The organism is Chryseobacterium sp. MEBOG06 (genome assembly GCF_021869765.1).
In the GTDB taxonomy this organism is placed as follows: Bacteria; Bacteroidota; Bacteroidia; order Flavobacteriales; family Weeksellaceae; genus Chryseobacterium.
The window spans coordinates 3,548,369-3,568,817 of record NZ_CP084580.1 but is presented as its reverse complement, the minus strand read 5'-3'; the positions used below and the strand labels follow the sequence as shown (position 1 = coordinate 3,568,817).

Annotated in this window: 22 protein-coding genes; 6 read left to right on the top strand and 16 right to left on the bottom strand. The window is 35.6% G+C overall.

Features of this window, described 5'->3' with window-relative positions:
• Positions 1-77: 77 nt before the first annotated feature.
• The 6 genes from LF887_RS16410 to LF887_RS16385 form a co-directional block, all read right to left on the bottom strand.
• Complete coding sequence (locus LF887_RS16410; protein WP_236855333.1) at positions 78-1,004, bottom strand: efflux RND transporter periplasmic adaptor subunit; 927 nt, start codon at positions 1,002-1,004, stop codon at positions 78-80.
• Positions 1,005-1,006: 2 nt separating this feature from the next.
• Positions 1,007-2,272 (bottom strand): TolC family protein, encoded by a 1,266-nt coding sequence (locus LF887_RS16405; protein ID WP_236855332.1) that lies wholly within the window; start codon positions 2,270-2,272, stop codon positions 1,007-1,009.
• 155 nt (positions 2,273-2,427) lie between these two features.
• On the bottom strand, positions 2,428-2,856 hold the full coding sequence (locus tag LF887_RS16400; RefSeq protein WP_236855331.1) for a hypothetical protein: 429 nt from the start codon (positions 2,854-2,856) through the stop codon (positions 2,428-2,430).
• A 79-nt stretch (positions 2,857-2,935) separates the two neighbouring features.
• Positions 2,936-4,186: a sensor histidine kinase gene (locus tag LF887_RS16395; RefSeq protein WP_236855330.1), complete on the bottom strand. Its 1,251-nt coding sequence runs from the start codon at positions 4,184-4,186 to the stop codon at positions 2,936-2,938.
• Positions 4,187-4,861: a response regulator transcription factor gene (locus LF887_RS16390; RefSeq protein WP_236855329.1), complete on the bottom strand. Its 675-nt coding sequence runs from the start codon at positions 4,859-4,861 to the stop codon at positions 4,187-4,189.
• 244 nt (positions 4,862-5,105) lie between these two features.
• Positions 5,106-6,032 (bottom strand): ClpXP adapter SpxH family protein, encoded by a 927-nt coding sequence (locus LF887_RS16385; protein ID WP_236855328.1) that lies wholly within the window; start codon positions 6,030-6,032, stop codon positions 5,106-5,108.
• A 268-nt stretch (positions 6,033-6,300) separates the two neighbouring features.
• On the opposite strand from LF887_RS16385, the gene LF887_RS16380 reads away from it, so the two are divergent.
• Positions 6,301-6,999: a DUF1826 domain-containing protein gene (locus tag LF887_RS16380; protein ID WP_236855327.1), complete on the top strand. Its 699-nt coding sequence runs from the start codon at positions 6,301-6,303 to the stop codon at positions 6,997-6,999.
• A gap of 111 nt (positions 7,000-7,110) precedes the next feature.
• Here the strand turns inward: LF887_RS16380 and LF887_RS16375 are convergent, their stop codons facing one another.
• Together LF887_RS16375 and LF887_RS16370 are read right to left on the bottom strand one after the other, a co-directional pair.
• Positions 7,111-7,959 (bottom strand): sialate O-acetylesterase, encoded by an 849-nt coding sequence (locus LF887_RS16375; protein WP_236855326.1) that lies wholly within the window; start codon positions 7,957-7,959, stop codon positions 7,111-7,113.
• A gap of 11 nt (positions 7,960-7,970) precedes the next feature.
• The gene (locus LF887_RS16370) at positions 7,971-8,525 is read right to left on the bottom strand and encodes a TetR/AcrR family transcriptional regulator (protein ID WP_236855325.1); all 555 of its coding nucleotides are present in this window, start codon (positions 8,523-8,525) and stop codon (positions 7,971-7,973) included.
• Between the two features lie 386 nt (positions 8,526-8,911).
• On the opposite strand from LF887_RS16370, the gene LF887_RS16365 reads away from it, so the two are divergent.
• Positions 8,912-9,523 carry a hypothetical protein gene (locus LF887_RS16365; RefSeq protein ID WP_236855324.1) on the top strand — a complete coding sequence of 204 codons (612 nt, stop codon included), beginning with the start codon at positions 8,912-8,914 and terminating at the stop codon, positions 9,521-9,523.
• 173 nt (positions 9,524-9,696) lie between these two features.
• A complete protein-coding gene (locus LF887_RS16360; RefSeq protein WP_236855323.1) occupies positions 9,697-10,134 on the top strand; it encodes a hypothetical protein in 438 nt (145 codons plus the stop codon).
• Between the two features lie 160 nt (positions 10,135-10,294).
• Here the strand turns inward: LF887_RS16360 and LF887_RS16355 are convergent, their stop codons facing one another.
• Positions 10,295-10,435, bottom strand: a complete 141-nt coding sequence (locus LF887_RS16355) for a hypothetical protein (protein WP_236855322.1) — start codon at positions 10,433-10,435, stop codon at positions 10,295-10,297.
• Between the two features lie 144 nt (positions 10,436-10,579).
• Here LF887_RS16355 and LF887_RS16350 point away from each other — a divergent pair, with 144 nt between their 5' ends.
• Positions 10,580-11,347, top strand: a complete 768-nt coding sequence (locus LF887_RS16350; RefSeq protein WP_236855321.1) for a hypothetical protein — start codon at positions 10,580-10,582, stop codon at positions 11,345-11,347.
• Positions 11,348-11,872: 525 nt separating this feature from the next.
• On the opposite strand, the gene LF887_RS16345 is transcribed toward LF887_RS16350, so the two are convergent.
• From LF887_RS16345 to LF887_RS16315, 7 genes are all read right to left on the bottom strand, one after another.
• A protein-coding gene (locus LF887_RS16345; protein ID WP_236855320.1) for an IS3 family transposase occupies positions 11,873-13,125 on the bottom strand; the annotation gives its coding sequence in 2 pieces (ribosomal slippage) (positions 11,873-12,798 and positions 12,798-13,125; 1,254 coding nt in all).
• Positions 13,126-13,273: 148 nt separating this feature from the next.
• Positions 13,274-13,438 (bottom strand): hypothetical protein, encoded by a 165-nt coding sequence (locus LF887_RS16340; RefSeq protein ID WP_236855319.1) that lies wholly within the window; start codon positions 13,436-13,438, stop codon positions 13,274-13,276.
• A 303-nt stretch (positions 13,439-13,741) separates the two neighbouring features.
• Complete coding sequence (locus tag LF887_RS16335; RefSeq protein WP_236855318.1) at positions 13,742-14,056, bottom strand: carbohydrate kinase family protein; 315 nt, start codon at positions 14,054-14,056, stop codon at positions 13,742-13,744.
• 209 nt (positions 14,057-14,265) lie between these two features.
• Complete coding sequence (locus LF887_RS16330; RefSeq protein ID WP_410680177.1) at positions 14,266-14,898, bottom strand: hypothetical protein; 633 nt, start codon at positions 14,896-14,898, stop codon at positions 14,266-14,268.
• A 56-nt stretch (positions 14,899-14,954) separates the two neighbouring features.
• Positions 14,955-15,191 carry an alpha/beta hydrolase gene (locus LF887_RS16325; RefSeq protein ID WP_236855316.1) on the bottom strand — a complete coding sequence of 79 codons (237 nt, stop codon included), beginning with the start codon at positions 15,189-15,191 and terminating at the stop codon, positions 14,955-14,957.
• Between the two features lie 93 nt (positions 15,192-15,284).
• Positions 15,285-16,172 carry a helix-turn-helix domain-containing protein gene (locus LF887_RS16320; RefSeq protein WP_236855315.1) on the bottom strand — a complete coding sequence of 296 codons (888 nt, stop codon included), beginning with the start codon at positions 16,170-16,172 and terminating at the stop codon, positions 15,285-15,287.
• Between the two features lie 196 nt (positions 16,173-16,368).
• Positions 16,369-17,325 carry a DUF6624 domain-containing protein gene (locus LF887_RS16315; protein ID WP_236855314.1) on the bottom strand — a complete coding sequence of 319 codons (957 nt, stop codon included), beginning with the start codon at positions 17,323-17,325 and terminating at the stop codon, positions 16,369-16,371.
• A 1,337-nt stretch (positions 17,326-18,662) separates the two neighbouring features.
• On the opposite strand from LF887_RS16315, the gene LF887_RS16310 reads away from it, so the two are divergent.
• Together LF887_RS16310 and LF887_RS16305 are read left to right on the top strand one after the other, a co-directional pair.
• Positions 18,663-19,121: a hypothetical protein gene (locus LF887_RS16310; protein WP_236855313.1), complete on the top strand. Its 459-nt coding sequence runs from the start codon at positions 18,663-18,665 to the stop codon at positions 19,119-19,121.
• 5 nt (positions 19,122-19,126) lie between these two features.
• Positions 19,127-20,395, top strand: a complete 1,269-nt coding sequence (locus LF887_RS16305; RefSeq protein ID WP_236855312.1) for a SpvB/TcaC N-terminal domain-containing protein — start codon at positions 19,127-19,129, stop codon at positions 20,393-20,395.
• Positions 20,396-20,449: the final 54 nt, after the last annotated feature.

Here is a 20,449-nt window from a genome sequence, read left to right as displayed (position 1 = left end):
ATCCCCCTGAAAGTATCAGAAAAATCAGGATCAGCAGGGGACTTTTGTAGGTTACAAAGAATGATTTTTTCATCAGATTAAGGGTTTTTAATTTTTACAGCAGCCGTATCGCTTAATCCGAAATTTCCAGAAACGATCACTCTGTCTTTTGTGGTAATATTCCCTGATTGTATCTGAATATATCGGTCTGTTTCAGCTCCTTTTACAACAGGTGTTTTTACAGCGGTGGTATCGTTCATCATTTTCATTATCCAGAAAGAAGACTGGGTTTCATCACTTAATACAGCCATTTTAGGAACAGATAAACCATAGGCCGTTGATTTGGAGAAAGTAACAGTCCCAATTAAATTTTCAGGAATAGTGCTGCCTCCTGCTATCTTCAAAAGGACTTTTACCGTCTGGGAAACCGCATCTACGGAAGGCATCACTTTGGCTATTTTAGCAGGCAGGCTGTTGCCATCGGGTAATTTTACCGCGAGAGAATTTTGATTTTTTATCAGCTGCAGATATTCATAAGGAACATCCACCACAAATCCAAAGCTGGAAGCATCCGTTACTGTTGCGAGGATTTCACCGTCCTGTACATAATCACCGATCTGATGATTTAACATTACTACATATCCGGTTGCCGGGCTTACCACAGTGGTCGCTCCATTGAATCTGAAGGACTGATCCAGTTTATTAATCGTATTACCTAAGGCCCGCGATTCTTTGGTCTGCAAACCGAAAAGTACAGAACCCCGGCCTATCCGGTCTCCAAGCCTTACATTCATACTCGTGATATACCCTGTACTGTTGGCTTTTGCATCCGATTTCAAAAGATAGGTTGCTGTAGCATTCAGGGTGACTTCATTATGAAGCTGGATGGTATCGGAAGGATAGGCAATAGCTACTTCTGTTTTAGGCTTTGCTTCCGGTTTTGCTTCTTCGGGAGCTGCAGTATCATTTTTCTTACAGCTGAATGTAAGAATACTCACTAATATCAGGTAAAATAACTGTTTCATGATTATTGAATAATTAGGTATTGCATCTGGTTCTGCAGGTTAAACAAAGTGGCATTGTACTGAATAATATTACCCTTTAGGCTCAATAAATTATTAATGGATAAAATAAAATCCACCATTCTTACATCTCCGGTTGGAAGCTGTTTGGCATTAGCTTCTACCAGCGTCTTTGCATAGTTGATCTGCTGGTTGGCTGTTCCTATCATTTTATAATACTGTTCCATCTGATTTTGAATCTGAAAAATTTGCTGCTGGTATTGTCTTTCTGTTTGTTCCAGATATTTTTGCCGGGTTTGTAGGGCCAGTTGATTTTGCTGCAGGAGCATTTTTTTCTGATGGCCGTCATAGATTGGAATAGAAACTCCTACACCAACTCCCAATCCGAAGTTTTTGTAAGGAGTTTGTATAAACGAAGATTGATATCCGCCATCAGAAAATGCAGTAATCTTGGGCTTATAATTGTATTTTATAATCTCACTGTCATTTTTTATTTTCAGACTGTCCGCTTTAAAAGATTGGTGATAAACGCTTTCTTTAAAATCTACTGGATTGAGGGTTTTATCGATATTGGGAGTATTCAGAGGAGAGAAATGAGTATCAACAATGCCACACAGATAATTAAGCAGGGCATAATTGCTTTGCCATTCAGCTTGCTGCTGCTCCAGGGTGAGTTCGTTTTGCTGAAGGGTAACTTTGAAGGTCAGATAATCTGTTTGTTTAAAAACGGACGATTGCGTTAGTTTTTTCAGAACCACATCTTCCTGACTAAGCAGACTGATGATTTCCTTACTGAGTTCATAACGCTGCTGGCTGGTGTAGGTGGCAATGTATTGATCCGTAATCTGTTTGTTTAAAGTCTGAATGCTGAGATTTTTCTGGGCCAGAATCTGGGCAATACCTGTATCATAAGCTTTTAACCTTGTATCAAGATTATTCCGGCTGATAAATTCTTTGGCAACTCTTACACCGGCAAATAAAGACTGTCCGTTCGTCAAAGCATTATCATATCCCCATCCTTTTATGTTCGGTGAATATCCTGCATTGGCTTCTCCGGTTACGATAAAACCGTAGGCAGATCTTAATTTTAAGCTGTCGATTTTATTGGACATCACCTGATTATTATAGTCATTGAGTAAAGGGCTGTTGGCCTGCGCTGCGGTAATAAAATAAGGAAGGGCATGCTCTGTCTGTGCCTTTACGGAAAAACAAAATAATAGGGTGGTCAGAACAATAAACCAGTGGGTAGGATATGGGTAGGTTGTGTTCATACAGACTATTTCAAATTGTTACATCAAAGATGAAACAGAATTCTGTGGAGATTCTGAATTTTGCGGAGTTCGATCACTTTTATGAAATCATTAAGCCATCAAAAAAACCGACTGTTTCCAGCCGGCCTTTTATCAATATTCCATTCTTCTATGGACTAATCTTTTTGGAACTTTACAAAATTCCCTTTGGTATCAAATAAAGCATCTCCTCCTTTTACCTCAGCTTCGTACAGAACAGTACCATCTGATTTTGTGATTTTTGAAGCTTCCTTTATATTTCCCAGTTTATGTTGTGCAGTATATTGAGCTACAGGGCTGGGAAGCTGATTGATGGCTATTTCTGTTTCATTTTCTTCTACGATACCTGATGCAGAATAAAGTACACTCATTTTTTTTCCATTCTGTTGAAATCCGGCTTCATACTTGCCATCTTCTTCTTCCCATTTGGCTTTAATGGCAGGATGACTTTTTTGAAATGCTTTTTCAACAGCCAAAGGAACTTTAAGCTTTTCTTTTTTCTCTTGTGCAAATGTTATGGTGCTGAATCCTGTCATCAACAGTATGATAAAAGTTGTTGTTTTCATTTTACCCATTTTTTAATTGTTGATGTAAAACTGAACAGATATTCTGTAGAGATTCTGAATTTTTTCGGATAAAGACAATTTAATTGAAAATAATACTGAACGTATGGTGCTGATCAGTAAAGTGATACTGGATTTCGTAGTGATAAAGATCGCAGATCTTTTTGCTCATCTCCAGGCCTAATCCGATACTGTGAGTGTTTTCTGACTGTTTTTTAAACCGTTGAAACAACTCTTTTTCATCAAGCTTTTTATTTGCCGGATTGGAGACTGTAAGTTTTTTCTGAGAAGTTTTTACAGAAATAAGACGCCCGTTTTCTGAATGCCTTATTGCATTAGACATGATATTTCCGATTAATATATCAATAAGGATTGGATGGGCTGTAATCTCTATTTCACTGTCCAGCATAATTTCCCATTGGATATTTTTTTGTTCAGCAGGCTCTTCATACTGATGCAGTAATTTTTGAATAACATTTTTAATTTTTACTTTTTCGGTATCCGGAAACTGATTGTTTTCGATTTTAGTCAGCAATAAAAGAGTCCGGTTGAGACGCTGCATTTTATTTCCTGCAATAGAAATATCCTCAATTAATTCTGCCTGTTCCTGAGATATAGGGGAGGTCTGCATCAATAGTTCCACTTTACTCTGCATCACTGCTATGGGAGTCTGAAGTTCATGAGAAGCATTTTCCGTAAATTCTTTTTGGGTCTTAAAGAGTTTTCGGTTGCGTTGTGTAAGATCTTTAATGGAGTTTCCAAGGTTTTTAAACTCTTCAATACGGGTCGGCATAAACTGATACTCCTCATTACTGTCTACCCGGTAAAGATTCAGTTTATGGACAATATCATTAAAAGGTTTCCAAAGATTTTTGGAGAGACGAAAATTAATAATCATAAGGCCGGCCAGCAATACAATAACCAATACCAATTGAAGAACCAGAATGCTGTTAAGAAGATCTTCATCCTCTATCATAGATTTTTGAATCCTGATTTCGTAAGGTTTACCATTTACAATCGTATTGGAAAGTAAAATCCTGTGCATCACCGTTTCATTATCATCAGGAATAAAAACAGGCTGGCTGTATAGAGAATCAAAAACCTTTGGATTATTCGAAGGGCGGACAATAATGCTGTTTTCGAAAGAAATAAAATTATCGGGAATTGTTGTTTTTAACTGCTTTTTTATCCATTCCTTTTGATGATGCATATTTTCATCCAGACTTTTCAGCATCAGATATTGTAAGGAGAAATAGAAGACAGGGATGGCTATCAGCAATATAAGAATGGAGTAGATAACATAACGGCGTGATATGTAGTGGATTAATTTCATTTAATATTCAAATTTATATCCCATTCCGTAAACAGATTTTAAATAGTCAGTACTTCCCGCAGCGCCCAGTTTCTTTTTCAGATTTTTGATATGAGCATAGATAAAATCATAATTGTCATAGACATCAGCGTTTTCTCCGGAAAGATGTTCTGCAATTGCTGTTTTGGAAAGAACCCTGTTTTTATTAATAGCAAAATAAAGCAGTAAATCATACTCCTTTCTTGTTAAATCAACTGTTTGCTGATGAACAGTAACGGTTTTAGCTACCGTATCAATGGTAATTTCATGAAATACCAGCACATTCCCCCCGTTAAATCTACGGCGGCGGATTACAGCGGCAATTCTTGCGCTTAATTCTGATAAATGAAAAGGCTTCGGAATATAATCATCTGCTCCCAGCTGTAATCCTGCGATTTTATCATCAATGGAATCTTTGGCAGAAATAATAATCACTCCGTCTGTTTTATTATCCTCTTTTAAAGTCTTTAAAACATTCAGTCCATTGCCGTCAGGCAGGGAAATGTCAAGAAGAATGCAGTCGTAATCATAAGAATCTACTTTTTCAAGGGCCGTGTTAAAGTTAGGAGCAACTTCACAAAGGTAATTCTCCTGTTTCAAATAGGTAACGATACTTTTGCTCAGTGCTGCTTCATCTTCAACGACCAGTATTTTCATAGAATAAATGATTTTACTCAAAATTAGAATTAAAATCTGAATGAAAACTGAATTTTATCAATCATTTTTAGGAGTCATTTCAGGATTGAATTGATTAGTGACGAAAACTGCCTATTTTCTCTGCTTCATTCTTTTTCAGTATAAATTCAATTTAGTAAAATGAAACCTGTATTTTTATATAATCAGACTGGCTTTTATATAATTAGCAAATAGTGAAATGATCATTAAAAAGAATGGATCACTGTTACAATTTCCATTTCCATAGGGCTCCGTTCTTCGTTGAAATCTTCTCTAACCGTCCATTTTCTGAAAGGCTGTTCAGTGCTTTTTCACTTTCGTTCCTTGGTGTTCCGGATAATACAGAAAACTCCTTTGCGGTAAGAGTGGGGTAGATCATAAAAAGGGATTCCCAGTTTTTGTTGTAATCGATTTTTACTGCTTTAGGAAATAATTTTAAGATTGTTTCTTCGTAAGAAGCATAGGGCTTTGAACCATATACGATTTCTTTATTTCCAGAACTGTCCATAAAAAAAATAGTAGGAAAGCCTCTTACTCCAAATTCTCTGGCAGTTTGCAGATCTTCATAAAAAAGGGGTTCTGCACGAGACTCAAAATCTGTTTTTAATTGGTTGGTATCTAATCCTGCATTTTGAGCTGCTTGAGCAATATGTTCCCATTGGGTAATATTTTTCTTTTGTAGAAATACCATTTCCCTTATCTCACGCAGAAACCGTATTGCTTTTCCTTTATCCTGAAGCTGTGCAGCTTTGAAGGCTATAGAAGGAGGGTAAGAAGAATGTAAGGGATCTTCCAGCCATACATCACCATCAATAGGCATGTCATAATAAACACTTACCTCATCCCAATGATGGGCTACGTCAGAAGGTTTGCTTATTCCTCCGCCATTATAGCTCCAGTCTGGCAGCAATCCTCCCATATGGTATTCAATTTCAATAGTATTACCATATTCAAGTTTCAGTTTTCTGAGCTGTGGTTCTATACCCCAGCAGGAAGAGCAGATAGGATCGGTAAAGTAGACAACTTTAACCGGTTTGTTTTTTGAAGGAATATTTTCTGAAGTAAAATCATTAGACCGGGTATCCGGCATTTCACAAATTCCAGTTTCAGGATTGCATAAAAGCGGGTTGGTATCGGATGTTTTGTGTGTCATTTTTTTATTGTTTTGCCCTGTACAACTTATAAAAGCAATTAACAAGATGGTTATTACAGTTTTTTTACGGATCATGTAGAAAGATAAACAATTTATTGCTTATAATGGGTATAACTTTTTTTCTGAATAATCATTCTATGTTGAAACAGAGTATTACAATTTACCGGACCCGGATAGTGAGAAGAAATGTTCGTCGGCTTAGCATTATCTTCTGACCTATTCATTATTTTTGTAAAGAAATAAAAGGCTAAATTTTTTATTCTAAAACATGGACAATAAATTTTCTGACAACAGCCAGGTCGGCGTAGTTTCTACTTTTTCTGAACTTGTAAATACCCATTTTCATGGACTTATAAATGCTATTTGCTGGCATAGAAAGCTGTCCGGAGATTTTGAAGAAATTGTATCTAAGCTTCAGTTAAAAGAAAATATTACAGAAGTTTCCATTGATGATCTTTTAAAGCTGCAGTTATCGGAAAACGGAAATGCTGCAAGGGAAGTTATCTTAAATGATTTACAGTTATTAACTGCTTTCGGAGCATCCCCTTCGCTTAATTTACTCAAAAACTATGAACGGGATCAGGAGTTCGATTTTATTTCAACAGATGTATATTCTTACCATGTTGACCGTTCGCCTGTTGGGACAGATACTTTTTTATGTACATATTACGGTGCTGCGAGTGATATCATACCCAATCATCAGGTGGAGCAAAAAATCCTGATTCCTGAAATCAGGGAAAAGCTTAAAGAATTACATGACGGCCCGGAAGCAGAATTTGAAACCTTCCTGAAAGACTGTTTCTTTGATTTACATTATCAGCCTAAACAAAATGCCCAGCCCACCAATTTAGGTTCAGGATATCTGTGGAGATTAGCGGTTGATCATCCGGCTCAGCAGGTTTTACCTTGTGTGCACAGAGCTCCTGTAGAAAACGATGGTGAATATCGGCTGCTATTGATCTGCTGAATAATTATTTGAGATAGGGAAGAATTTTATACTTAATTATTGCTGCAAGAGAGGTATCGTACGTAAAAAGTCCCTATAAATAGAGACTTCTGTGAATTTGTGATTTTCGTATTATTCCTGACCTATTGAAGTCAATTGTTCCAGATAATTCTTACTGTCAATATTTCCCAAAGCAAATTCCTGTTCTAGCAGTTTTACTTTTTCTGTCTTGGTATAAGGACGGTTATAGATGATGTCCAATACTTTACCTTCATCATTTACAGGATCAGAAAGATGTTTCAGATCACGGTAAGCATTATAATACCTTAGTCCCAATAATCTTTGTGATAAAGCATTGAAGTGGATTCTATCCGGATTGGAGGTAAGCCCTTTTGCAGTAACAAAATACGAGTTTTTGTGAGTATGTGCAAAATCCTGCAATGCCTGATTGACCAGAGGGTAAGACCTGAAATACTGTCCGAATATCCCATTGGTAAGATAATCTCCCAAACCACCGATGATAAGGGGAACTTCCGGAATATTTAATTCCTTACGCAACGCATCAATAATAACAGAAAACTTTTCAACATATTGAGCTGCCTTTTCAGGGGAACAGTCATTCTCTCCCTGATGCCATAAGACACCTTTTAGTGTGCTTGTTCGTTGTGCAAGTATGGCCTGTGATACTGCATTTTGAAACAATGCACCGTCAATAGCCCAGTCATCCAGACTTGTTCCTCCATCAGCACATGGAATCAATCCAATTTCATCTTGTTCATTATCCAGTCTCCAGGAAGCGGCAAATGAGGCCGCAAGTCCCACACCAGAACTGGGGCGGTCAAAATTAATCGGTTCAGACATGATCTGCCATAATCCGTTTCTCTGCATTTTAATATGTTCATCAAAGATTGATGGAACTTCTTTTACATAACCACGGCCAGCCATATTAGATTGGCCTATCATTAAAAAGGAATGTATCATTTTTTATCTGTTTATTGTATCCCTATACTTCTGCTGAATGAGTACCATGCCAGTTTCTTTACTTCATTCGGGGCAATATCCCCTGATCTGAATGCCGTGATGGTAGCTGTAATTATACTGGTGAATAAAATTTTTATCCACGGTAATGGTAAACGTTCATTGATCAGCTTTTCTTTTTGCAACTCCTGTATTGCACGGAATAAGTTGTTTCTTGTTTGTAAATAGTCTTTAGTTTTTTCGCTTTCAAAAGCTTCAGAGGAAGGCTCTACCTCATTCAGCTTAATGAGAAATGCATACTTTATCCCGCTGTCAATTCCGGCGTATAATAAGTGTTCCAATTGTACCAGCGGATTAGCAGAACTGTTGCAGGCTTTGATGGCTGCCTCTTCCCAGGACAGCATCATGTTTTTATTGCAGGCTTCCAGCAGTTCGTTGCGGCTTTTAAAATACCGGTGTAAAGTCCTTCTGCTGAGGTTGCAGCTTGCTGCTATTTCTTCAAATGTTGCCGAAAAATTCTCATTTAAAACGGATATAGCCGTCTCAATAATTCTTTGATGAGTATCCATTGTTTTTTTATTAGCTCAAATTTACGACAAATGTCTCAATGTTGAGACATTTAATTTTGAAATACTATGTTAATACTTACAGTTTTCAGAATACAGCACTGGTGATGATATTATATTATTCTGAATTTGTGAAGGGGGTGTATACCTGTAAATAATACAATATTGTAGGAGATCGTTTCAGCTATTAGTATAAGGCAAGGAACTAAAGGAGACGTTTATATATGACTATGGAGACAGATTTTACATAGCGGATCTGAATATAGGATGTTATTGATCTAAAAGGGGGCTGAATTTTCTACCTTGTGGTAAATAGTTTTTAGCTCCCTTTATGACCATTTGTAAATATTAAAAATTAATCGTAATATACATTATCTAAATGATTTACTATGAACATTCTTAAAAAAACAAATATTTTTTTATTACAAATATTAGCTGTATCAGTGCTGTTTTTCCTGTGTATTGCTTGTAATAAATCCAAAGTTGATCATCAGAAAAATGCTGGGGTAACTCCATCCAATTTGTCTGAAAATTCAGACAGTACTGTTGTTTTTTCCCGAGCAGGGCAGGGGCAGGTAACGATTGATAATAAATATTGTAAACATCTGGATGAGCCTACCAGAGCTATTTTGTTTTATTATGCAAGCAAATTCAATACAGGGTTTGATAATGCAGGCAACCCTTTACTGGCTGCTGCTTTAGAATCAGGAGGAAAAAAAATCGACGGTAAAAAACTTATTGATAAATGGTTTAAAGGGAATGACCTTGCTAAACTGAAAGAAGCCAATGTGAGTGCGGTGCTCCCTGATGGTGCATCCAATTCTACATGGTTTACTTTTATTTCAGTTGTAAAGGATAAAGATGTACGTCGGGTTTATTTTAGAACTTTGGATACAGAAAACGAAGAAAAGTATAGAGAAGCTACAGATCTCTTCCGGATTTCTGGTAATCATATAGAAGTTATCAAAATACATGATTTTGGCGATTTGCAAAAAAAATAATTTGTAAAAGTATAAACCGGAATATTGTTTCAAATAACATCAATTTGTTCCAAAAGGATTTAAAATATTAAAGTGGGTTGCAAATAATAGTAAATATCAGTCTTTTCGGAAACCCTTTTTCAGTATTGAAAGGAGGTTGTTACTTTTAAGAAATTAAATAATAATAAAAACTGATGAAAAATTTACCATTTGCAGAACCTGAAAAAAAACCACTCTATTTACCCATGCAAAAAGTATGGTTTGATGAAATTGAGACAGGCAAAAAAAAAGAAGAATACAGAGAGGGAACAAATCATTATAAATCCAGATTTTTTAAATCTGATAAAAATGGAAACCCGATTGCAATTCGAAATTACAGCACTGTATTACTGCAGGAGGGGTATAACCCTGGTGCACGCCGGATGTTGATTGAAGTTAATTCTATACAATATGATGGCGATTTCACGATATTTTTAGGTGCAATCATAGAAAGATTGAATTTTGACCGTTCTTCTGCCCCGAAACGTAAACCTTCATCTAAACCTCGTCAGCCTGGAGAAGCCAGGAAAAAAGCGAAAACTACCATTGAGAAAATGCTTTCACGCCGTTTAAAACGGTCAAGGAGGACTTAAAATAAATGTTCTTGAGTACTTTATTTAAAGAATGGTTGAATTTTATTTTTCTGTCCTACCTAATTTCATTCAATCTGAAGCTTAATGGAAATTGAATTAAAATAAGGATTTATTAATTTTAATTACAAATAATTTAATGGTTAAAAGCAATAATGTTAATTTATTTATGATTCAGGTCATAATAAAGAATGTAATCACTTCTTACATTTGAAAACATGAAAATTTCATATTTCTGACAAATTACACTTTTGCCTCCTGATACCCCGGGAGGCTTTTCTTTAAGAAGTCTTTCTGGATCCATCGAAAGAGACGAATGTTTTTTGAAACGCCCTCTAAACTGATTGAATAAAATCCGTGATTGCTGTTTAAATTTATTTACTACATTTGAGAAGCTAAACCTTTAATGTATTCAGTATATAGTAATTATGAAAACTCAACTTACATAATGAAGAATAACAATACAATAGATCCTATAGAAGCACGTAAACAGAGGATAGCCAGGCAGAAGGGGAGCCAGGCTGCATTGCTGGGTGTTTTGATCGGTCATGTTATGATTTTATTAGGCGGCGTATTAATCGCTCGTTCTATATTTGGTTTTTTGGAGCAGGATATGACGAATTCGGATGAACCTCCCTTAGCAATCTTTAGCATGGCTGCCGGGCTGCCATTTATAATCTGTGGTCTCTTTGTACACATAAGTGCCAGCCGCAGATATACCGGGAAACTACTTTCATTTCCTGGGATTGGACCTGGGCCTGTTCTTTTCACAGGGATTGCCATTGGTGCCTGGTGGGGTGCTTTATCGCTAACAAAGATGGGTGTATTATGGATTATTCCTGTGATACTGACTGTTATTGCCGGATTACTCTTGATAACTAGCATCCTATTAAGAATGAAGCGATCAGCAAAGTATGAAACTCTTACCCGCATGATCACTGAAGGGAAAATAATTCCTGCGCTCATTACCGATATTCCGGAAATTGATCCTAGTTCAGGCGGTCTCATCGGAACAATTACTGTGAAATTTACCGACGTGGACGGGGTGGATCGCTGGGTTCAGAAAACCGGCCAGTGGAAACGCAGCGATCTGCCTAAGACAGGAGATGCAGCAACTGTCCTTTATGATCCGAAACAGCCAGAAAATCTTTCCAGAATCTGGGTGGGACCACCGGGCTCAACTACAATAGCAGATTTTACTCTTTGGCATTCATGAGCTGTATAACTAATTTCTCAAGAGTTTACAATATTGAATTTGAGAAATTGGATTGAATAATTTAATGCTAGTACTAGATTATTGAAGAATAGAATTTCTGTTTATGCTTAAGATCAGCAATTAAAACAAGCTCAACGGCTTTGGTCTTGAAAGCCGGATCATCAATTTTTCGCTCTCGGTTTCATATGTTTGTTAAAATTAAGCTTATATTCTTAGCTATATTTAAGCTAAATGATATATCCAAGTCTGAAACAGATGCCGTCTTTACTTGATGAAAAAGACTACTACCCCATATCAAAACAATTCATTTTTCCTTGAGGAAGAACTAAACCGTAATCTCTCATTGTTTAAAGCTTTAGAAAAAGTCTCAGAAAGGAAAACCTAAACTCGAGAACATATAAAAGTAGTGAAGCCTGCTTTGAATAGGTTTAAACTAAACATAATAAAATTAGAGTTGGAGTATCTAAAGATTAAGGATATGACTAGTCCTGAAAAAGGTTGACTAGTTTTATAAGTTAAATATACTTAAATCAGAGTAGGGATTTTCCTATTCTGATTTTGTTTTTTATAGGTTTTTAATTTCACATTATTTTTCATGTGTACTTGGCTTGGAATATTATAATGTAATGAAAAATGGGGTCTCAAATTATTATAATAGTAAATTGATTGATCAAGCTGTCGAGAGAGATTTTTAAAATTTTCAAAAGTACCAATCAATCCAAATTCATATTTTAGAATGCCATTCACTCTTTCTGCTACAGCATTTTCATAAGGATCCGAGTTCTCTGTCATACTGATAAGAATATCATTCTTCTTTAGCATTTCGGTATATTCTTTACTACAATACTGTAAACCTCTGTCTGAATGATGAATTAAGGGATGTTTATATACCCGATTCCTTATGGCTTGTTTTAATGCCTTCAATGTAGAACTGGTCTGTAAATTATCACTCAATTCATATCCTACAATTTTTTTTGAATAAGCATCAGTAATCAGGTGAAGATAATAATTCCTCTCTTTAGTTTTCAGATAGGTAATATCTGCTACCCAAACCTTCTCTGAACATTTCAATTCTTTTTCTTTGATGATATTGGGATATTTCTTCATCCAATGTCTGGAGTTCGTTGTTTTAAAGTAACTGTGTCTTCTGGGAATTAAAAGATAATTTGATCTTAAAATCTTAAACAATCCATCTCTTCCTATTTGAATGCTTTCTTTGTTAAAATCATTTTTAAGTAAGAAATAAAGTTTCCGAGTACCTATTTTAGGCATCTTTTTGCGAATTGATACTACTAATTCTATAATTCTTTCTTGATTATTATTTAAACTCGGCCGGCTCCTTCTTTTGTAATAAGCTTGTTTACTGTATCCAAACAATCGGCAGATATCTTCTACTGGAAGATTCGTATGTGCCTTTATTTCCTGGATTGATTGGAACCAGACTTTTTTACAATTTCAATCTTTAATTCACGTTCAGCGATTTCTATAAATTTCCTAAAGACCTTGAGTTCTTCTTCCTTTTTTGATAAAGCTGCCTCAAGCTCTTTAATCTTTTGTTTCTGTGGGTCTTTCATGGGCCTGCCTTTACTTATTTGTTTTTCATAAGTAAAGTTACCATATTTTATTAACCATTTCGGAATACATGAATTACCACGGATATTGTATCGTGTTTGCAATTGGGATTTTGTATATAATCCCCGTTCATATTCAGAGACAACTTGTCTTTTGAAGGCCTCACTGTACTCATGTACAGGACCTGATGTTTTTTTTGAATCCATAACGCTGACTGGTTTTATTGTTTTTTAGTCAACTTTTTTCAGGACGAGACAATAAAATAAAATAACCCCTGTTGAAACAGGGGCTTTTTTCTATATTTTCGGTAACATACCACATTCTTATGTGGACCATGGAGTAATCAATTCCAATTTAGGAAACCTCATTTTTGGGTTTAAAATTTCTTCCGGCCCCTTGTCTTAGAAAGGTGATTTTCCCTTGTGTCTGCTTAGCTTTTTCAAGAACTTCCATAGCTCTTGTTCGTTCATTCATTTTACCTGCGTGCGTTATACTACCTTGATTTTCAAATTTTTTCATATCTCAATATAATGAATTTATTTTAGAAAAACAAATTTTCAGATTATTCATTTGTTTTTTAAGCTTCGGGTTTAAACTTTCCTGACGCGACTTTCCTGCTTATTGGTGGATCTAACTTTAAATCAATCCTTACTTTTTTTAGGAGAATCATATTCTTTTAGCAAACGCCCGTTTTCATCAACCATACAAAAGATAATATGATAGAAAATAGCATCATCATAAAAAAGCCGATGATGCCAAATATTTCGAAGGGTTTCAGCTCAAATTGTTGGTTTTTCATAAATTTTTCTATCTCAATGCTTTCTATTTCGGATTGGCACCAGGATGGCTTGCTATGATAGCACCGACAGCACTGGCAAAATCCGATACTTTTTCAGGTTCTTTATCACTGGTCAGTTTTGCGATAAGGGCGGCGAGATAAGAATCTCCGACACCTGCTGTACCTACAACTTTCATCATGAAGCCCTTACGGTAGTAAAAAGAATTTTCCCAAAGCAATATTGAACCATGTTTTCCTCTTGTTACACAGATTGCTTTTGTATTGGTGTTTTCTGCTATAAAAAGGATGTTCTCCTCCGGATAATCTGCCTGGAACCCAAGCTCTGAAGCAACTAACAATTTGTTTGTATCGTTACAGGCTTACCCTATTTTAGAATATTGAGGGTCGCTGAATGGTACGCTTTACCCAGTGCGTAATCGTCCAAATATATTTAATGTATTTATTTCTGTTTGCATTATCTTAATTTTTATAATACAAAGGTAAAAACAAAGCCCTACAACGATTTTGTTGTAAGGCTCAAATACCTTTAAAAGAATGAAAAATTGCACTAGACAAGATGTTTATTAAAAAACGGAACAATCTGTTCCAATGCTTTTCCGGTAGCTTCTTTTCCGTCATACAAATCATAATGGCTTGCTTCGGTAACAACTTGAATGCTCTTTTGTTTTGATGCTGCTTTGTCAAACAGTTCAAAGCCATCCCTATATGAGCCAAATGCTCCTACTTTATCGCCAACTACCACGTGAAGCGGCTGTGTAAGTAATAAATCTGCTAAATGGAACGCATCAAAAGCCATTGCTTTATCAAGACTGTCCACGCGTAAATGGTTTGGAGAATTAGGGTGCTGCGCTCTGGGTGTTTGATAGTAATCTACAGCTTCAATAATGTCGATGTCGTTCATTCCTGCAGCTTTTCTGTCTTCCTGCGAGTTTGGTCTGTACACCGTAATGGCAGGGTCAGCACCTCTTGCCTGTGCCGTACGTTGCTTGGCAATTCCCTCCAGAGTTTTAATAGCGGCATCAGCGGTATAATCCCCCTCACGAAGCAAACGTCCGTAATTTGCGCCAACAACGGTTACAACTGCCTTAAACCGTCTTTCGGTCATTGCTGCATTAGCGGCATAGCCACCTCCGCCACAAACTCCCAAAACACCAATTTTTTCTTCATCCACATAATTCAAAGTTGTTAGAAAATCCGCTGCACAACGGAAATCCTCTACACGGGTTGCAGGGTCTTCTAAAACCTTACTTCGCCACCGCTTTCTCCCTGATTGGAAGCATCAAAAACCAGTGTAATAAAACCAGCTTCTGCCAATGCTTTTCCATAAATATTTCCGGCTGTCTGTTCCTTACAACTGCTGATAGGGTGTGCACAAACAATCGCCTGATATTTTTTCGTTTCATCAAAGTCTTTCGGGAACTGCAAGATACCTGCTACGTCCCAATTTCTGTTTTTGAATTTTATTGCTTTCATTGCCATTTATCTTTAATAAGTTAGTGAACAGTACAAAGATAGTCTGACTTGAAAACTCAATCCTTAAAGTAATTACGGGAAGACTTTAATTATTTACTGATTTCGGAACACACTTGGGGAAATGCCTGTTTCCTTTTTGAAAAACGTGGCAAAATAGGACGGATATTCAAACCCTAAACTAAAGGCTATCTCGCTTATGCTTAAAGAAGTTGTCCGTAATTTGTTCTTTGCTGTCTGTATGAGCAGTTGATGTATATGTTCCTGTGGCGAACGCCCTGTATAATGTTTTATGAGGTCGCCAAAATAATTGGAAGATAAACTGGCTAAATCCGAAAAGTAGGAAACCGATGGCATTTTCATGGCATTCTGTTCATTGTCATAATACGCTTCGAGGTTCTTGTAAAAATCGGCTACCGTAATGTTATACAGTTCCTCTCTTGTATCAAACTGCCTGCTGTAAAATTTCTGGATATAGGATAGAATAAGCGAAGCATAGGAAATCACTATATCCTTAGAAAAGCTCTCGTTGCCTTCAAATTCTTTTAATGCTTTTTGGAAAAGGTCGGTAATTGTTTTTTCTTCCTCTTTGGTAATAAAAAGTGCTTCGTGATTGCCGTAGTAAGTAAAGCTGTATTCTTTAGCAATTTTTCTGAACAAACCTGCATCAATCAAAATATGATACCCCGAAATTTGATGTTCTAAATCCCATTGAAGAAAATCCCCCGGCTGGTCCAGATATACAAAGGCATCTGCCTGATCGAATAGCGTCTGACCAAAATTCTTGTCTTTATCAAAGTTGAGCTTGATTGCTAAAAAATAAAAGTCGAGCTCAATGGGAGCCGATTTTCTTCGCATATTCTTCTGCTTATGGTATTCCGCCAAATGAATATGATTATTCTTAAAGCCGCTTATATTAGTGTATTCAAGAAACTCTTTTATGGTGTACTTTTTCTTCAATGCTTTATCAATTGTAAGCTGCAAAGTTAAAAATTAATGAGGCAATGAGCTTTAATTTTTCACTGAAACACTTTCAATTTTTACGGTGATATGTGAAGAATACAATGCAGAAAGAAGTCATCTTGACTTAAAAAAAATATTTTATTTGAAATAAAAAAACCGCTTAAAACTAAACCCTAAACCTGCTATTTTTGCAAACTGCTTGTAGCAGACGTTTTTTCTATTTATTTAATTTTTCTAATTCAGGTAATTCACTTTTATACTTTTCAACATCCCAAATTAAATTCCAATTTTTAACATAATCAGAGATTGAACCTAAGCCAACTTCTGTTCTTCTTTTATCTACATGGTCAGGATCAATCAAAGGTAAAACATATTGATTATTAGTGTTTGGATTGGTTCCTATCTGACTTCCATATATTTGTTTTCTACCTTCTCGGATTTCTATTCTGTCAATTAACAAAGCTAAAGAACCTGGGTTTGCATTTCCTTTTGTTACAGCTTCTCTCATCATTGGTAAATATTTTTTTTGCGTTTCCAGATCTGAATGTTGAATGACAAGAAATATCGCATTATTGGCTTGTGCGCCTACTTTGTCTTTGCCAACCCAACCTTTTTCATCTAATATTTTTTTTACTTTTAATAAGTTAATTGAGTCTTTCTGAAGTGTTATTTTCCAAAGGTCTTGCATTTCTTTAGAATCATCACTGAATTTTTTTAGAGTTTCATGGATTTGCATCCTATATTTTTGGTCTTCTTCAAGAATTATCAATAATTCAGCCTGCAATGGTTTGTCATAATTTGCTTCTACTAACTCTAATTTTTTTTCTAACTTTTCAATCGTTTTTCCCCATTCTTTTTTTGAATGTAAATTTTCTAAATCAGTATCAGAATTTAAGTGCTTTAGATTTGTCCAACCTTTTTCTATTGATAAGTTCAACCATTTAAATGCTTTTTTTGTATTTCCTGCTAAAGAAGATGCACATGCGCCATTATACAGGTGACTTGGATTTTTGCTTTCAATTTTAAAAGCTTTATCATATAAATCAGTAGACATTTTATAATCTTTTGTTTCATATAATTTGTTGGCTTCACTTATTAATTTTGAATATTCTTGAGCATTAACGCTTGTGAATAAAAATAAAAATAATAACAAAGTATAAATATTGTTTCTCATTTTTTTCTGTATTAACTTCTAGATGTTTTCGTTCTGTTTTTTTAAAGGGTCTGTTAACTTCCAAATTTACACATTAAACCTGGTTAAACTTTCGTTTCTCAGAAAAATAAAAGCTTAAATTTTAATTGTTATGTTTTTGAACTTTATCAAATTTAATTAAAAAAGTCGTTTTTCAAAGAAGCAAATTTTAGAGCAATATTAAGTATCTGGCGACGTTCCTAATCAGGATCAACTTGATTTTTTAAATGAAGCATTTAGCAAAGAAGGTCAATTAGAAATCATTGCAAAAAGAAGGGAAGAATTTTTTTCATAAAATTAACCTTAAAAAAGCACAATCAATTCAATATTGAAGTGATTGCGTCCTGATATTTTAAAACACTTTAGATCATTTAAGCTATTATGAGATAAGATTTGTCAAAAACTCACCTGTGTTACTATGCACCAGGTATGTTTCTTTGGTTGATTAAAGTGTTTAATATCCTGCATTCTTTCACCCGGCAGATCTTGACTGGTAACAATTAAAATAGTTTTATAGTCTTGTTTTAATAGGATAGTATCACATTAAGATCAGCTTCGAAATAATAATAAATAGATTTTATTTCATTTTAAAGTGAGTGGTTTTAAAAAAATAGTTTACATTTGAGAGACAGACTTTTACGATTACCTTAAAATGACGGCTGTCAGACTCCGTGGTTTTTTACGGATTGTATATCTGCTTTAAAGCACGTAAAGTCGCTTTGCAAAAACACCGAATGATAGAAAAGAAATTAGGTAATCCCAATATTTCCTGTACTTAATTTCTTTGAACATGTGCGCTAAGTTTTTTACCTTATTCTTGCCGCGCAGGGCTTTTAAAGCCTCAGATTTTTATGTTTACTTTTTCTTTTATCAGAGTCTGATTTTTTAATCAGGTTATTTTATCGCTTTTACATATAAAAAGATAGGGTAGCATTATTTTAATTACCGTAAAAACCGGGATATAAAAGTATCGTGATTTTACGGATTGTAGAAAATCTCTGTAGTGCATAAGTTCGCTTAAGAGAAAAATAACACAAGATGAGAGAAAGAAATTATGTTCCACACCTAATTTCTTGTATGCACAAATTAAGGTCCTTCCTTATTTCTTTTGTGCAGGACTTCTAAAGTCTAAGGTCTCCCGTGACTGATTATAACAGATCCTGATTTTAAATCAGGCTATACCATCATTCTTTAAAATAAACATATGAAAGTATTGTGTCTTTCAGGGTAAATCTATCCTGTTATACAAACCCATATCAAAATATTTTCTCTATTAACTGGGAGTTAATATTTATTTTTTACATCAAAAATTCAAATCAATGAAAAAAAATTATTTAAGTGCATTATTCTTATGCGCTACCCTAAGTACGCTCAGTGCTCAGCAAACTGAAGTCTACTTCAAGTATGACGAGGCGGGCAATCAGCGCTATCGTGGCCCTGATGACATTGCTGGAAAAGCTTCAAAACACCTTAAAACTACTTCCCTTTCCACAAGCCAGTTGATGGATGAAAAAACCTTTTGGAAACAGGTACGGCTTTACCCGATTCCAGTAAATGATATGCTTACCATCGACTGGAGCGAGGAAACAGACAGGCTTATAGAATCAGTTTCTCTCTATCAGCACAGTACGGTACACTGGAAATTTCAACAGCAGAATATTCCAGGCCTTAATAGACAGTTAAAAATCAATATGACTGGCTATGATTGGGGGATATATGTTCTTCGCTTCACCCTGAAAGACGGTAGAATCTTCAGTAAAAACATCACCAAAAGATAAAGGCTATGGAAAAAAATTATCATCAGAAAATACAGCTGTTTTCATCGCTCGTATTATCTTTCATTTCAGTGTTCTGCTTTGCCCAGAATTTCCATGATACTAAAGGAAATATTGAAGTAAACAGAGTTGGACAGCTGCAGTTTTCATTGCCCCTGGACCTTACTCCGGGAATAAAATCAGTATCACCACAGATTAGTTTGGTTTACAACAGTGAATCAGGTAATGGTATAGCTGGATATGGATGGAGAATTTCAGGAATAACCACAATCAGCAGAACATCTAAAAACATAGAAAATACCGGAGAGGTAAAAGGACTTCAGATGGACTTCTCTGATTATTACAGTTTTAATGGTAAAAGACTGGTACTCAAATCAGGAGAATATGGTAAAGACGGCGCTCAGTATGTAACAGAGAAATATTCCAATGCGAAATTTAAATCTATAGGAACTGCCGCTGGATGGTATGGTCCGGAATATTGGGAAGTGACTTTTGAGGACGGTTCTCAGGCCTGGTATGGCCGTAGTGCAGATGCCAGAATTCCAACTGAATATAATATAAGTGAATGGCAAGATCCACAGGGAAATTATATTTCATACAATTATGTACAGGGAACTGGTGCTGCCCTGATAAGCAGCATAAGGTGGGGTGGTAATAAGGATATGAACACGCCTCACATGAACACCATACAGTTCACCTACAATGACAGAGATTTAAAAGAAGAATCTTATGTACAAGGACTCAGATCTTACCAAAACAAGATTCTTTCCGAGGTAAAAGTAATTACAGGTAATAATCAGTTTAAGAGATACAGCATAGAGTATACAGGTAATGGAACCAATTACCAGTTTGCTGGAAAAATTACTGAGTATAATGCCAATAATGAACCTGCGAATCCTGTAACTTTCAACTATCCTCCTATGGTAAATTCTTCTTATGCAGAGTATACTGCGGAGCCTGAGCCTTTTAATGATGTTAAGTTGGTAGGGGATTTCAACGGAGATTCTTATCTGGATTTTCTGATGAATAACGGTACAGTAAAGCTGGGTGCATTCAATGAGACTTTTTCAACTGTTTCTACAGGTAAAAATTTTGCCGGTAATGCTAAAGTAGTCAGTACATTATTAGATGAAGAGGGACAAGTGTATAACGGGAATGGGATTGTTGAATATAAAGACAGCAGAATTTATGGCTATATTTTTAGAAATAATGATTTTGTAAAAGTATTCGATAAAAGTCTGGTAATACAGTATTTCACGGATCAGGTGATAATTTAATCCTTGAAGTAGGTGATTTCAACGGGGATGGCATCCCTGATGCCTTTCTTGATG

Bases quoted from the DNA above. Each gene is read 5' to 3' on its own strand.
- LF887_RS16410 (WP_236855333.1), bottom strand. From the start codon at position 1,004: ATGAAACAGTTATTTTACCTGATATTAGTGAGTATTCTTACATTCAGC.
- LF887_RS16405 (WP_236855332.1), bottom strand. From the start codon at position 2,272: ATGAACACAACCTACCCATATCCTACCCACTGGTTTATTGTTCTGACC.
- LF887_RS16400 (WP_236855331.1), bottom strand. From the start codon at position 2,856: ATGAAAACAACAACTTTTATCATACTGTTGATGACAGGATTCAGCACC.
- LF887_RS16395 (WP_236855330.1), bottom strand. From the start codon at position 4,186: ATGAAATTAATCCACTACATATCACGCCGTTATGTTATCTACTCCATT.
- LF887_RS16390 (WP_236855329.1), bottom strand. From the start codon at position 4,861: ATGAAAATACTGGTCGTTGAAGATGAAGCAGCACTGAGCAAAAGTATC.
- LF887_RS16385 (WP_236855328.1), bottom strand. From the start codon at position 6,032: ATGACACACAAAACATCCGATACCAACCCGCTTTTATGCAATCCTGAA.
- LF887_RS16380 (WP_236855327.1), top strand. From the start codon at position 6,301: ATGGACAATAAATTTTCTGACAACAGCCAGGTCGGCGTAGTTTCTACT.
- LF887_RS16375 (WP_236855326.1), bottom strand. From the start codon at position 7,959: ATGATACATTCCTTTTTAATGATAGGCCAATCTAATATGGCTGGCCGT.
- LF887_RS16370 (WP_236855325.1), bottom strand. From the start codon at position 8,525: ATGGATACTCATCAAAGAATTATTGAGACGGCTATATCCGTTTTAAAT.
- LF887_RS16365 (WP_236855324.1), top strand. From the start codon at position 8,912: ATGAACATTCTTAAAAAAACAAATATTTTTTTATTACAAATATTAGCT.
- LF887_RS16360 (WP_236855323.1), top strand. From the start codon at position 9,697: ATGAAAAATTTACCATTTGCAGAACCTGAAAAAAAACCACTCTATTTA.
- LF887_RS16355 (WP_236855322.1), bottom strand. From the start codon at position 10,435: ATGGATCCAGAAAGACTTCTTAAAGAAAAGCCTCCCGGGGTATCAGGA.
- LF887_RS16350 (WP_236855321.1), top strand. From the start codon at position 10,580: ATGAAGAATAACAATACAATAGATCCTATAGAAGCACGTAAACAGAGG.
- LF887_RS16340 (WP_236855319.1), bottom strand. From the start codon at position 13,438: ATGAAAAAATTTGAAAATCAAGGTAGTATAACGCACGCAGGTAAAATG.
- LF887_RS16325 (WP_236855316.1), bottom strand. From the start codon at position 15,191: ATGAAAGCAATAAAATTCAAAAACAGAAATTGGGACGTAGCAGGTATC.
- LF887_RS16315 (WP_236855314.1), bottom strand. From the start codon at position 17,325: ATGAGAAACAATATTTATACTTTGTTATTATTTTTATTTTTATTCACA.
- LF887_RS16310 (WP_236855313.1), top strand. From the start codon at position 18,663: ATGAAAAAAAATTATTTAAGTGCATTATTCTTATGCGCTACCCTAAGT.
- LF887_RS16305 (WP_236855312.1), top strand. From the start codon at position 19,127: ATGGAAAAAAATTATCATCAGAAAATACAGCTGTTTTCATCGCTCGTA.